Origin of the sequence: Dechloromonas sp. ZY10, assembly GCF_041378895.1 — a bacterium.
GTDB classification, from domain to species: Bacteria; Pseudomonadota; Gammaproteobacteria; order Burkholderiales; family Rhodocyclaceae; genus Azonexus; species Azonexus aquae.
Genome location: NZ_CP144212.1, coordinates 1,555,160 through 1,569,043 on the forward strand (window position 1 = coordinate 1,555,160; position 13,884 = coordinate 1,569,043).

Annotated in this window: 9 protein-coding genes; 4 read left to right on the top strand and 5 right to left on the bottom strand. The window is 55.3% G+C overall.

The annotated features are described in order from the left end of the window. Positions 1 to 52 precede the first annotated feature (52 nt). Positions 53 to 598, bottom strand: a complete 546-nt coding sequence (locus VX159_RS07065; RefSeq protein ID WP_371325502.1) for a ferritin-like domain-containing protein — start codon at positions 596 to 598, stop codon at positions 53 to 55. A 39-nt stretch (positions 599 to 637) separates the two neighbouring features. Here VX159_RS07065 and VX159_RS07070 point away from each other — a divergent pair, with 39 nt between their 5' ends. Beyond that, positions 638 to 2,173, top strand: a complete 1,536-nt coding sequence (locus tag VX159_RS07070) for a recombinase family protein (protein ID WP_371325268.1) — start codon at positions 638 to 640, stop codon at positions 2,171 to 2,173. Here VX159_RS07070 and VX159_RS07075 read toward each other — a convergent pair. After that, complete coding sequence (locus tag VX159_RS07075; protein WP_371325269.1) at positions 2,170 to 2,415, bottom strand: helix-turn-helix domain-containing protein; 246 nt, start codon at positions 2,413 to 2,415, stop codon at positions 2,170 to 2,172. The genes VX159_RS07070 and VX159_RS07075 overlap by 4 nt on opposite strands. A gap of 127 nt (positions 2,416 to 2,542) precedes the next feature. Here VX159_RS07075 and VX159_RS07080 point away from each other — a divergent pair, with 127 nt between their 5' ends. Genes VX159_RS07080 through VX159_RS07090 form a run of 3 tightly spaced genes read left to right on the top strand, consistent with a single transcriptional unit; the run spans position 2,543 to position 4,682 of the window. Then, on the top strand, positions 2,543 to 3,361 hold the full coding sequence (locus tag VX159_RS07080; RefSeq protein ID WP_371325270.1) for a hypothetical protein: 819 nt from the start codon (positions 2,543 to 2,545) through the stop codon (positions 3,359 to 3,361). Positions 3,362 to 3,373: 12 nt separating this feature from the next. Continuing rightward, positions 3,374 to 3,637 (top strand): hypothetical protein, encoded by a 264-nt coding sequence (locus VX159_RS07085; RefSeq protein ID WP_371325271.1) that lies wholly within the window; start codon positions 3,374 to 3,376, stop codon positions 3,635 to 3,637. Beyond that, on the top strand, positions 3,627 to 4,682 hold the full coding sequence (locus VX159_RS07090) for a serine hydrolase domain-containing protein (RefSeq protein ID WP_371325272.1): 1,056 nt from the start codon (positions 3,627 to 3,629) through the stop codon (positions 4,680 to 4,682). Before VX159_RS07085 ends, VX159_RS07090 begins: the two co-directional genes overlap by 11 nt. A gap of 200 nt (positions 4,683 to 4,882) precedes the next feature. Here the strand turns inward: VX159_RS07090 and VX159_RS07095 are convergent, their stop codons facing one another. The 3 genes from VX159_RS07095 to VX159_RS07105 all read right to left on the bottom strand — a co-directional run bounded on the left by VX159_RS07095 (position 4,883) and on the right by VX159_RS07105 (position 13,875). After that, on the bottom strand, positions 4,883 to 6,607 hold the full coding sequence (locus VX159_RS07095) for a DNA cytosine methyltransferase (protein ID WP_371325273.1): 1,725 nt from the start codon (positions 6,605 to 6,607) through the stop codon (positions 4,883 to 4,885). A gap of 111 nt (positions 6,608 to 6,718) precedes the next feature. Continuing rightward, complete coding sequence (locus VX159_RS07100) at positions 6,719 to 7,858, bottom strand: PD-(D/E)XK nuclease family protein (protein ID WP_371325274.1); 1,140 nt, start codon at positions 7,856 to 7,858, stop codon at positions 6,719 to 6,721. Then, positions 7,855 to 13,875: a DEAD/DEAH box helicase gene (locus VX159_RS07105; protein WP_371325275.1), complete on the bottom strand. Its 6,021-nt coding sequence runs from the start codon at positions 13,873 to 13,875 to the stop codon at positions 7,855 to 7,857. The genes VX159_RS07100 and VX159_RS07105 overlap by 4 nt, the downstream gene beginning before the upstream one ends. Positions 13,876 to 13,884 lie beyond the last annotated feature (9 nt).

Consider the following 13,884-nt stretch of genomic DNA (forward strand, 5'->3'; position numbering starts at 1 on the left):
CGGCTGCGCGGAATGACTGCGGGCGAAACATCAACGCATTGAACTGATTATTCTACATTTTTTTTGCCAGCGCGGCTAGCTCTGCGGCAGAAAACCCGGCTTGCAGGCGGGCCGCGTCATTCATCGGCGCTTGTGGCCACGGGGCGCGGTAGTGCAGCAGCAGTTGGCGGTAATGCGCTTCCGGTTCCAGCCCGGCGGTGGCGCACAGGTGGCGGAACCAGCGGTCGCCGAGGCCGACGTGGCCGATTTCGTCGCGCAGGATGATGTCGAGGGCGAGGGCGCTGGCCTCGTCGCCAGCCTCTTCCAGGCGTTGCTGGATCGGCGGCGTCGCGTCAAGGCCGCGTGCTTCGAGCAGACGGGGAATCAGCGCCATCCGGGTGAGTGGATCGTGCGCAGTCTTTTCGGCCATCTCCCACAGCCCGGCGTGTGCCGGAAAATCGCCGTAGTCGTGATTCAGCGACTGCAGACGGGTGCGCAGCAGTTCGAAGTGCATGGCCTCTTCGGCGGCGACTTCGATCCAGTCGGCGTAGTACTCGCGTGGCAATTGCGGGAAGGTGCCGGCCGGAAAGCGGACGATGTGGTCGAGCGCCAGGTTGATAGTTTATAATGAATGTCACTTAAATGCTAAGTCTATGAAATGACGCAAGCTTTTAGCTACATTCGGTTTTCCAGCCCACAGCAGGAGATGGGGGACTCGGTTCGGCGTCAGGAAAAAAAGGCTGTTGAGTACGCTGCGCAGCATAACTTGACTCTCGATACACGTAGCTACAGAGATCTTGGTCTCTCCGCCTGGGATAAAACAAATGTCACCAAGGGAAACTTTGGAAAGTTTCTCCTTGCGGTTGAACAGGGGAAAATTCCGAAAGGCTCTTATCTTCTCGTCGAAAGCCTTGATCGGATATCTCGTGCTGACGTTGATGATGCACTTGAGCTGCTTCTATCTATCGTTAGAAAAGGAATTATTGTCGTTACCCTAGACGACAGGCAGGAGTATTCCAAGCAGCGAATTAAGCAAGACCACGGTATTTCTTTGATTATCTCGATTGCTCGTATGAGTCGAGCCAACGAGGAAAGCGCCAGAAAATCAGATCGGGTTCACGAGGCATGGGAAGGGCGACGTGCCGCTGGCGTGATACTGACTGGAGTGGGGCCAGCTTGGCTAAAACTCTCCGAAGACCGCAAACGCTGGATCATCCTCGAAAATAAAGCAGAGGTTGTGCGAGAAATTTTCCGATTGGCTTTGGCGGGTAACGGCTCTCCGTCCATTGCGAGAATGCTCAATAGTCGAGGGGTTCCGACGATGTTGCGCGCGGCACATTGGACTTTTGCCACCGTTGCTGCATTGCTCAAAAATCAATCCGTATTTGGTCTCTACACTCCCAAAAAAGCCCTAAGTGCTGCGCCTATCCCAGATTATTACCCTGCAATCGTGACAGAAACGGAATTCCGCTTGGTGCAGGAAAGTATGTCTAAACGCAAATGGATCGGTGGCCGAAGTAGCCATTACGTTAATAATCTGTTCGCTGGTATCTCCTATTGTCATGTGTGCGGCGCAAAAATGCGTGCAGTTGGCAATTCTGGTCGTCATTTGTACCTGCGTTGCCTGAACGCATACTCCAACAATGGTTGTCGCGAAGGGCGTTTCCCTTATCTGGCTGCGGAGACAGCAATCCTTCGTTTCTTGGCGGATGACCTTTCGAGGATCATGGCAACCGATAACGAGCAGGTTGATCCAGTAGTTGCTCTAGAGGCGGAAAGAACAGACCTTATCAAAAAACTGGAACGGCTTGTGACCGCCCTAGAGGAGACGGATGACTCTACTTTCGTGGCGGCACGGATAAATGCTTTGGAAAGACAGTTACGTTCTGTCGAACAATCGATTCGCACTGCACAACCGGCCAACTATCGCCTCGATCCCGAGGAAATGAATTCGCTTTTCGACAAACTAAAAGGGGTGGATGGCCCTATTGAGAGAGAGCTTCGTTTGCGGGTTCAGGAAACGCTTCGACGGGTGATTGAGCGCGTCGAATTTTGGTGCGATGCCGAACACGATCGTCCGTCCGTTTCTCTTCAGTTCTACGAAGAGTACGGTGGTTACTTCGAAGCACTTGACGTTTCGCGGTATCGAGAGCAACGGGGCGGTGCCCGCATCAAAAAACGAGTTGGTAGTTAAGGCTGCTGATTACCTTCTGCGCGGAGCAAATCGACGACAGAAACGCCCAACGCAATCGCAACCTTATGCAGTACCAACAAGGACGGATTGATTACTGACCGTTCGATCTGGCTGACATAGGTGCGATCAATCTCTGCATCGAAGGCTAACTGCTCCTGAGACACCTTCCGTGCACGCCTAACCCTACGGACATTAGCCGCAAGGGTCTGGCATAGCTGGTCGAATTCGGGTGTCTGTCTCACCAGCCGAGAATGGCTGTATTGAGATTATCAATCCACGGAATATTTTCTACAAAATTGCTTTAGGGGTACTATGAAACCCTCATGTCATGGAGGGTTTCAAGTGGTACGTCGTGAGCCGATTCTTGCGTTGATCGCAGTAGCAACAGGTATTTTCTTTCCCACTTCCAGTTATTCGACCCCCGCAGTTGTGCAGCCTGATCAGGCCTATGCATGCACCTCGTTAACGCGACAACCTGACAGCCTCAACTATGTTGAACGTCTCTTTGCCAAGGATGGGACGTACCTCTTTGCATGGAGCCGGACTGAAGGTGTCAAGAACGCTATTACCCAGCGGCGTGGAGAGCATGGCGAGTGGGTCTCTTTTGGCCGGTGGAAGGTAATACCCAAGGCAGATGGTGGCTCAACACTCGAAGTGTCGGAGGATGTCCGCTATCGCTATTCGGATCGCTCTTGGCACCTTCCGCAGGACTCCACCCAACCTGATCGCGCATTTGTTACGGAAACTGTGTCCTTGAATGCCGGCGGAAACGGATTCGATTCAAAAGTTGGCGGTCGAGACTACTTCACCTGCGCCAAGCGCCCTGACCTGACTGCGGATAAATTGGAGTTGTGGCGGAACGTCATGCCTCAGGCAATCGAGGCAAAAAATAGCTTGGGGCAACGGGTATCCAATCAACGGCAAGTAGCTGCTGCACGTGATACGGCGCAGCGAGATCGCTATCCCGGTATGAATCCTCAACATGTCGCCGAGCAGGAACTCATGCAGTTGCAGCGACGGATTGTCGAGAACGAGGCTCAAGGACTTCCTCCCAAGTGCCAAGCGCATTACTCATCACTCAAGCATTTTTATACGAGTTCTCAGCAGTACATTTCCGTGGGCAACTATAGGGATGCAGCGAATATCGCCAGAGTGGGGATAGATCGGCAAGCTCAGGGTTGCCCCTAAGGCGTTTCGCACATGGGCATCTTTACCTACTTTATAGCCATTGCGATTGGCATCTTTGCGCAGAAGGTGCGGGGGCGAAATGGATTGGCTTGGGGGGCTGGAACTTTGATGGCCATAAGCCTCGGCCACATCTACATTCAATTGGCTGGCGGCAGCGAATGGGTTTGGACGATTGTCGTATCTACAGCGGTAGTTTTGCTGTTGGTCGGCTTGAACCACGGAAAGCGGGGCGCAACGGAAACTGCTGCCTGTCGTATCAGCACTAATGAAAAATAGCCCTATCAAATCGCTGGCGCTGTGGCTTCTTCTCGTCGCAGCCAATCAAGCTGCTGCTGACACTTGCCCAGGCAAACAATGGGAAGTTACGCCGCCTTCATCGTCGGGCTGGTCGGAACAGCAACTGGGCGAGTTGGAAAAGGTCCTCAAGTCACTCGATACCACGGCGTTGGTCGTTGCCCACAAAGGCAAAATTGTTTTCGAGTACGGGCGTGTCAGTTCGTCGATGAACATCCATTCTGCACGGAAAAGCATGATGAGCATCCTGTACGGCATTGCCTCGGATAAGGGGCAAGCCAAGCTGGAGGCTACGGTCGGTGAATTGGGGATTGACGACAGGCAAGGGCTGACGGAAGTCGAGAAAACGGCGACGGTCAAGAACCTGCTGGAAGCGCGTTCCTGTATCTACCATGAGGCGGAATATGAAACTGATGGGATGAAGGCCAAGCGGCCAGTCCGCCATTCCTGCAAGCCCGGTGAGCAGTGGTACTACAACAACTGGGATTTCAACGCGCTGGGTACTGCCTATCAGAAACAGACCGGCAAAACGGTATTTGACGGCTTTAACGATGAGCTGGCAAAGCCCTTGGGGTTCGAGAACTTCAATCCGTTTTTCGACACGAAGTTTGTCGGCGGGGCAACGTCACGTCATCCGGCCTACACCATCAAATTATCGGCCCATGACTTTGCGCGGGTCGGTCTGCTGATGAGCCGTAACGGCAATTGGTGCGGCAAGCAGCTTGTATCACCATCATGGGTGGCTGATAGCACGACGACCATTTCGGCAACGGATCGCGGGGCATCGGTCGGCTATGGCTACCTTTGGTGGACCAGCACCAACAACACGCAATTCAATTACAAGTTTCCCAGCAAGGTATTCAGTGCTCGCGGCCATCTTGGACAGTTTTTGCTGGTGGAGCCGGATGCTGACTTGGTGATTGCTCACCTGACGGATGGCGACTTGAAGCTGAAACGCCAGGTGTCGAGTACGGAATTTGGCAGGATCGTGAAGGCTACTATGGCGGCTATGCCGCAGAGCAAATGACTCTCAACATAGTATCCATCGGGCCTTCGCAAGTTTTCGATTCCTTGGCGAATCTAGCCTACTTGGTGAGTGACCGGATCGATCTCTCGGCCACTGGCAGTTCGTCGGCCAAAGCCGCCATTCAAAGTTTTTGCACTATTCGGCTGATTTCGTTCTCATAGAAGACGCTCAAAATTGCCTACCGATTTAGGGGCGATTCACTACTGAGTCCGAATGATATTGAAGCTTTTAGCCCGGAATAGGGTGTTGGCTGAAGAAGATACCAGGAGCCCAGCCAAGACAGCATCTGAATGTTTCAAGATTTTGCCGAAACCTAAGGAAGACCTATGCTGTTGCAGCACGGAATCCAGCACAGCTTTCGACAAATGGAGGTCGTCCGCTAATACAGGAATGATCTTCTCCGTCGCCTCCCCAAGAACGTCCACAATGTTGTAGGGGCGTAAGCCATGCTCTCTGGAATGCGTCCAAACCTCTTGCAAGGTATGAGCGTCGGTCGACGAAATCAGATGTTCAATATGGGCAATTGCATCCACAATCTTAGGGAGAATTGGTTTTAACAGAGCGTTAGTTTCTAATGACCGGCGCAATGTAAGATCGAGAGGCAATGAGTGAATGTTCTTTGAGTCACCAAAGTAAAACTTGATGCTCCAGGAAGGCGTGCCCTCCTCTATGTGGTTCGCCAATTCAAACCTGACCCCACTCTTGAACCGCAGGTGAGGGATGGCAGCCCTAAATCTCCGGTTTACAGGATATGAACCTCCGACACTGTCAGGGCGGCTATATGGCGGTGGCTCAAACGGAGGGCAAAACGCTTGTATGCCTTCCTCTGGAGTAAGCACCGATTCGGCCGTAATGCCTCGCATTGCTTGTGCCACGTAATAAGTGAAAAGCGGCGGAATCGCATTGCCAATCATCTTGAGCTTTTGCGGATAGGTGTCACCATAGAACTGATAGGTGATAGGAAATCCCTGTAGACACCCTCTTTCCCTGACAGTAAGGCGCCGAAAACGTCCCTTTTTCTCTGGCGCCTCTATGACAATACTTTCGCGGGACACTCGTGTGCACGTGGCGGTGATAGTCCTCGCCGTCTTATCGAGCGGGTCAGGGAAGGCCATGTTGTTATATACGGGGTGAAAAATCTTCATATCCCGATTCATGCGCTCCTCTTCCTCCGACAGAAACTCCTCAATCGAATGGTCAAGAACCTTGAGCGCCGGAAGGCTTATCCCGTAGATAGGGTCATGAACGACACCTGACGACATTGATCTAATCACATCACCTAACGTTCGGGCCTTGGTGTGGGCTCTGTAGGCATATAAAAGGTCGAAATCAAAATTGCCGGCAATGCAGCGCCGCCGTCGTTGAGGGAGTCCCCATTCGCACATATCGACAACCTTGATGGTGGGTGTGAGGTGCGCAAATTTCTCCAATCGCCCCCCGGGCTGCAACTCATGCGCGATGATGGATGCCACGCGAGGGACGTTTTCCATTCCCCACCACTTAGGCTTTACGTGGTCCACAATGCTCAAGAATTTTTCAATGTCCTTAAGACCGTCCTCAATATCACCGTTTCCCCCTCGGTTGGAGTAGGAGAATTGAGTGCAGGGCGGGCTACCGACCACGATGTCCACATCATTAGGCAAGCTGTCGAGATTCAACTGTCGAATGTCCAGCTCTGCCGCCAAATGGAGGTTGTTCTTGTGATTTGTACGGTTAGCCTTGTCCCACCATTCATAAGAGGCAATCACCTCAATCCCTGACATTTTTAGCCCAAGCGACCACCCGCCAATTCCGGAGTAGAAATCGATCGCCCGCAACTTGCTCTTTTTGCTAACCATGAATGTTTTTATGAAGTTTCCAGTAAGCCCGCCCTCAGAGAGGTTTAAAACCCCGTACCACATAGGCAAGTTTAGTTTGGAGAACAACAACTTGCTTTCTGCCGATTCCCCTTCCCTACCGATCTGTGGCGGATGCGAGGATACACCCTCCTGGTGCTCATCTGAGGTTACTAGCCACCAAACACTCCTTTGCTCGAATCAGCGGCATACCGTCAGGAATTGGAAAGCCGATCCGGAAACATCTGAAGGGTGCGTTACAAAGAAATTGCTTATTGACCGACCTCGAGGTTTTACTTCCGCTGACCGAAGGCCAAACACTGACAATGGACGCTTCCCTGAAAGATCATCGACGAGTTGGATCGGCACCCCAGTGACCTGCGCCGTCCGATTAGGAGCAAGCAAATGGAGAGTCGAAAGCCCTTGGGGCTCTTGATACACCCGGACTTCTCCATGGAAATCCCCTTTGGCCAACGCCTCAGTGCTCTCATTCCTCTCTCCTGATGCCAGAAGTGACATATAACTTGGGCAGCCCGGGCGTACCTGGCATCGGGCACAATGCTCGCCCATCACGGCGAGCGTCTCAGCCTGCCGCGACACGCCCAACGGCAGGGCCTCATTTGCCCGACGCAACAACTCCATGACTTCCTCCTCCATCGAGGACGACAAAATTCTCTCCCACAGTCCGTCTGCACCAGATACCATCAGGCGGACTTGGCGTACTCCGAATGTGCGTTTAGCAAGAACGCCATAAGCCAATATTTGAGCCCTGTATACAGGCCGCAACTCCGCCTCTCCGATCGAAATCGGTCCGGTCTTGTATTCGTGAACGCAGACTTCCCCGTCGCTGTAGCTACATACAGCATCCAACCGTCCGGACATCCCTAACTCCTCGTCGGATAAGGGACGTTCCACACCAAATCCCCCGCTCATGATGCTACGACCACTGGAGCGCGGACTTGCCCCCTCGACCTCGTAAGAGGTTGCTAGGCGCCACCGCTGCTTGATCCGTCGGCATTGCTCGTTCAGCAGTGCAGGCCCTAGTACCCTGCACTGTGGGCGGTGCATAACCAGCCACCCCAGCAAGCTACGATGCTCACGCCGGGCTAGCCATTCGAACTGGGAAAGGATTGATGCCCGAAGTTCGGGAGTCCCAAGGGAACCCAACCGGCTGCACTCCGCCGCGATACTGTGCGCAATGATGCCCAAGAGCGTCGCTGGCCCTACCGGCAATCGGGGCACCTCTAACCGCTCCGTTTCAAGGAGATAACGCAAGGGGCAATCGGCAACCAGACCCAGCTTAGAGGGCTGCCAAGCTTGCGTTCTGGAGACCAGGATCACTTGCCAAGGCTCATCGGGTCGCCTAATCCAGCAGATAAATCCGATCCCGAGCGTAACATTGGGATCAGTTCCCCCATCCGACGAACCAGGTCGAAGGTGCTAAGCATCTCGAGAGGAGCATCGAGGTCTGTCTCGAAGTCGGCTAGCAGGGGGCGGAACGACATCAGTCCGTCCCTAGACCAGAAGGGATGAACGACAACCCCCCAGCGGCGCGGGGCCAACTCAATCAGAGGTAGCCCATCAACGTGCTCGACCCGCGTGTTGAACAAGGTTGCCGCCTCGACGGCCAAACGCTCAGCCATTGGCAGCCAGTCACGTAACCCAGGGGCGCTGTAGTCCTTATCAAGTCCAGAAAGGAATGCGTCATCCAAGAGTGCCTGCAAGGTATCTAGTCCGAGTCGCCAGTCCAACAGGCCGTGATACTGCTGATTCCCATAGCGGTGGATGCAACGATAGCAACCTGAGAAGCACTTACTCGCGTGAGGCTCAGACAAAATATCGACCAGAAAATCTGGCTGGATAACTGGATTCAGCAAGGCGCGGACGGCGTCGACAACCAAGCGACGGCCTTGATTGTCCGGCTGTGCCAGTTGATTGCAAAAACCCGAGCCATTCACAAGCTGATCCGCAAGCTGCAAGACCAATGTGTCACCAGTGGAGGAGTTTCGAATCTTTGGAGCCAAAATCTCGAACTCCCCAGGGTCTACGTCAAAGTAGTTTTTTGACACAAAGTCAACCAACAACACACAGGCTGAAATCGCTCCAGCACGAACTCCCGGGCTCAACGCATCCTCTCCCGCCAATGCTGCACGCCGCAGCTGCAGGTTCGGATTGGGGCGCGCCATCTCCAGGACGAGGGAGCTTGTCCGCTTTTCCGCTGCGAGATAGAAGCCTTGTTCTTTCACGGGAACTCCTCGGAACCGTGACTGAATTTGTGTGCTCCCTGTATCCATGTCGATAACCTGTGGAGAAATCCATAAGTCCTCGACGGTTACGCGTCTTGCGTACCCCTGGTCATCGACATAGGTTGTCAGGTTGCCCTTCTGCGCGGAGAACCCTTGCCAATGGCCGTCGATATACTCACCCCTGTTCAGTCTTACAAGGTTTACGCCTTCGCTGAAGCCGACCCGCACATTGGTGTGATAAACGTACTCGACCGGAATCGCTTCCGCAAATGCAATGGAAACACGACTCGCCCGCGTGAGGACTTCGTCAATCCGGTCATCGTATGGACGAGGCAGGAGGGTCGTCACAAACTCGTCAGGGACATAAGCGGTGAAGACACGAGCGCCGTCCATGCTGGCTTGGCAGAATCGGCAGGTCGGCGCCAGCGGTACCCCACCGCTAGCCGGATTCAACAGCAGACAGACAGAACACTCGGCCAGCTCCTTGGGTTCGCCCAGCCGGCTATCAAGCGCCTTGACCTCCCCTCTAGGTGAAACCGCCACGCGCCCCCCCGCGAAGCCCGCGGTCAAGTAGGTGCGCTTATCCTTTACCAGTTGTCGTCCGGGCGCGAATTCCTGTATGGCTATATCGATGTCGCGGTCCATTGTCACGGCCTCGATCTTCCCTCGTTTATTCATGGCCAGCTTCGTGACCAGGTTGCGCACGCGCGTTGGCATTCCATACATCGGAAACAGCCCTGATTCCGCAAGCCCCTCCGCCAGACCGAGCCCCTGAAGGGCAGGGTTGCGCGCGACAGACTTGATCTCATCTATTACCTGCTGAACCGTCAGATGCTGGCTGATCTCCTGCAGAAGATTCTGTGAGTACCCTACGCATTCTTCTATCATCGCATCTCGTAGGGGGAGAAGCGCAGTCAAGGCCTCAGCCAACCGTTCGAACCATGGAGCAGGAGGCTGTGGAATGTCGGCTACCCTGATGAATTCTCCATGATTGTCGGGGGAGCTCCTGAGCGCATCCCCTGGCCACTGACCAATCCATTGACGACGCATTATTCGGAAAGCCTCCACGCACCAATGCTTCCGTATTACTCGCTCGGGAATCTGCCGGAGCCCGGTACTCAGGAAGGGGGGCGGCGGCGCATCCCCTGTGATTGACTCCGGATGCCGGAAATAGTGGAGGTCATGGCTCTTGTTGCGGCACACGGTAAGCACGAAGGAATATGCCTGCCCACGTCGTCCGGCCCGACCCACGCGCTGTTGGTAATTGAAGCGCTGGGGCGGCATGTTAGCTTCGAAAACAGCACGGAGATCGCCAATATCAACCCCGACCTCCATTGTTGTGGTCACGGACAGCACATCGACCAAACGTGCGTCGCGGTCAAGCTCCCTATCGACTTCCAGCATAGGGTTGGCCTGTGGCAGGATGTCATCGTCATCATTGATGAGGATGCCCTTGAAGCGGCGGAGCCGTGCCGCAGGATTTGACGTGATCCCAGTCAATTCCTCCGCACGCAGGCGATAGAGCCCCGCTGAATCCAAGATGCGGCGGCTCAGGTAGTTGCTCTGGCGCAACGCCTGCACGGTGCCGCTGGCATCGGCTGGCAGAGGATCGGCACAGCGCGTGCAATATCCGGTGCCCCTGTGCAGATGCACTCGACCACACTGTGCGCAACGCCAATAGGCATCGTCGGCGCCAACATGCCGGAAGTGGAGTTCGCGAACTTTAAGGAAGCCATGGGGGTGTCCAGCGTTCGTCAAAAGGCCAAGGAGCTCGGCCAAAATATCCCTCCATGTTGAAGGGAACACCTTCTCCACATATCTTTTTAGGCGACCTCGAACATCCCCGGGCGCCCCCCAGGGGCGCTCGGGGGTGTAGGCATTGGGAACAACCCGGTAGTCATCACTGATGATGCGCATCAACGCATCGAACTTTTCTAGCTCGACACGTTTTTTCCCTCCCGCAAGAGGAAGGCAAGGGTAGCCCCATCCCGCTTCCTCGAGAGAGAAATAAGTTGGGTTGAACACGGTTTCCCCAACCAGCCTTTCCAGCTTTTCCGACAGCTGCTGTGCCGCAAGCTGAATTGTAGAATCCATCCCCTGCCGCTGCGCCCATGACCATCCGTAGCTCGATCGTTGGAAAAGTTGCTGCCAGGCGAATTGGTCATTGATCTGCAGTCCTGGAACACGTTCCGGAAAAGGCGCAATGCCGACGCGGTCCGTCGGGTGAATACCTAGCCGGATAAAGGCCTCCAACAACTCCCCCACCGGCTGCCCGGGTTGAGGCTGGATATTCGGAAGCACCTTCGAAAGCGGGACAGAGTCGCATAAGGCTTGGCTACGCTGGGCAGATAAGGCACTCTGCTCCTCAATTGCTACCATCCTTGCTCTGCGAATCTCTTCTGGGTCGGATGCAGTCTTGAGTTTTGCGGTCAGCTCTAGAATTAGGTCGTCATAGGCCGCAATCCGGGCATCTAATTCTTGGATTGAGGTCGCACTGCCATCAACCCGCCCGATCGTACGGACCAGCACCTCCCGGCGGATATCGTCATGGTGGCCGCCCTCAAGGTCCAGCGCCGTCCTGGCGGCGTCCTGACGGCTGTCTGAGAAGGCCACAAACCGGTCAGCAGCCGAGGGGGAGTCCTCTTTTAGCTGGCCCATCAGCGATGATGAGAGCAACTGGGACATCTTAGAGAAACCGGTCCTGAAGCCCCGAATAGGGGAGTTCCGATAAATCTTGTTTCGGTAAGAGATTCCGCAGGCCGGGCACTGGAAAGGCAATGCTGTTCCCGGGTCCGCAGGGCTCCGCTGATCTCGCGTGCCATTAAACGACGCTGGGTTCGTGTAGTAGTAATAGCCCGGAACCTGGTAGTCGCAGTTGGCCGACGCTGGCGTAAGGCAAAGAGTCGCGGTCCGCATGTCGAGGAGCGCTGGACTCCATGCCCCTTGCGCGTCCTCCGCGGAGATTCGCTCGTCGCCAAACGGCGGGAACCGCGACACAACAGGCATGAACAGTGCGTAGTCCTCGGCGGAACGGTCATTCACCAATTGTCCCTTCACGCGCTCCGGCAAAAGATCAGTGTCAGGGTCGTTGGGGGATAACTCGATATGGTCATGGGACTCGCGGCCTTTCTTCCCCCCGTAGAAGAGGGTTCCACAGCACTCGCAGTAGAGCAGCTCCACACGCCGCATGCCCTTAGCCCCGTTCGACTGTTTGCCGTAGCGTTCGCCAGATTCGATGCTCAGATCGCTGAACAGGGCACGGGAACGCTCCGCTCCATGAATTGACGGGCAAACCGGGGAAGGGGCAACAAACAACCCCTCCAGGGCTCTGATAAATGCATGCACACGGAACCGAGGAACGCTCCTCGTATCAGGGAACGGCATGGAGAACAATGTCCGCCAATCGTCCGTGCAGCCCCGGAGCCATACCAGGAGCCCCACAGCCTTCGGCCCTAGGGAGGCTTCCCCGAATAACCGAAGCGCAATGTCCGAGATCGAGGTCGCGCGGACGCTACGCTCATCCTTCCCGCAGCCCCATTGGAGCAATATCCCAGCCTGCGTTACCGCCTCCTCGGCAATCCGGAAGAGAGGTGAACTGCCATCTACCGGCAGACCTAACGCATGGCACGCGTTCGTCCACACCGGTCGCATGTTCTCATCTACGGCTCGGTCGGAAAGTGACGCCCGCAGCGTCTCAAGGGCCTCACAAACCGCTAACGGGTCGGCGGCATTGGCGGGCGGGACCGGGGAAATCTCCCTGCCCTGAACGATGGCTGATTTCCAATCGGGCATTTGACCATCGCGGGCGAGGCCTGCACTGCGGAAGAATCCCCAGAGGTATTCAAGACTCTTGGATGCATTAAGGTCGTCCAGCGGAAGCGAAGCGCTGGAACAAAGAACCCGGAGCTTATGCCGGTGGGCAGGCCTGTGAAGGCCGAGCCGTATCAAGAGCATACGGATCAGGTTGGCGACCTCGGTCCCAGGAGATCCCCGTTGCAGATGCAGTTCGTCGATCACCAGATAGAAGTACGCGTCCGCCGAGGACTCAAGCCAAGCCTTCGTTTGCTCAAAGATTGGCTCGTCGATTTCCCGGACAAGCATGGTCGAAAGCATGCTTGTGTTGGAGATTAGGATGTCTGGAGGATTGCGCTGCATCGACCAGCGGTCAACCATCTCATTCCCTGTTGGACTCGCAAAGTTATAGCGAAGGTCATTTACGGTGGATTTGCTCTCGCCTCCGGCTTCAGCGGCCATGCGCTCAATCTCGTCTTGTGTAGCCGCCAAGTCACGTAGGTATGCGCGTAATGCTTTGACCCGTTCCCGGCTGCTGTTGGCTTCAGCACGGTTATGTACGCGAGGATGCCGATGCCAACCGGTGACCGGGGTTGCGCTAGTGTAACGACCGAAGTAGATGCGGTTGTTTCCAAAATGGCGGGCCATCGCCGCACTTGCCTCTGGCGAATCAAAGGCACGTCTCAGGCGCACCATCTGGTCCTCGACCAAGGCGTTCATCGGGTACAAGATCAGAGCACGGATGCCCTTGGGGCGGGCGTTCGCCTCAAACGGAGCATCCCGTCTGTAGCGAGGCTCCCCTTCGTCCAGAGCCCACCAATGAGGTTCGTCGTTCGGTGCGCCTTGCGGCCAAGTCACGGCCTCCCTCGCAAGAGCGGCCAAAATCGGGAGCAGGAAGGATTCGGTCTTTCCAGAGCCAGTGCCCGAGGTCACGATTCCAGGAGTGCCCCGAGAAACCCCTTTGCGCAGCATCTCCAACTGGTGAGAGTAAAGGTTGAACTTGGCCCTGCCGGGTTCTCCCGGCAAGGCCGGCAGCAATCCGCAGAGCGCAAGGTCCACGAACGCTTGCCGCTGCGCCAAGGAGAAATTCGGCAGCCACTTCTTTCCCAACGCCTCGTCGAGAAGGTCGTCCAATCGGACCCCACTGTTCTCGTAATTGGGCAACGGCTCGAGCATGGGCTCTGCGCAAAGGGTTCCGGACTGCTCAAGCAACTCTCGACGCATTGCTTGAATCTCGTCGTCACCGATACGGAACGCCGTCTCCAAATAGGTTATGAAGAACTCTCGGATTTTGTGGAAAGCTTCGATGGGATTTTTCATGCTTTGAAC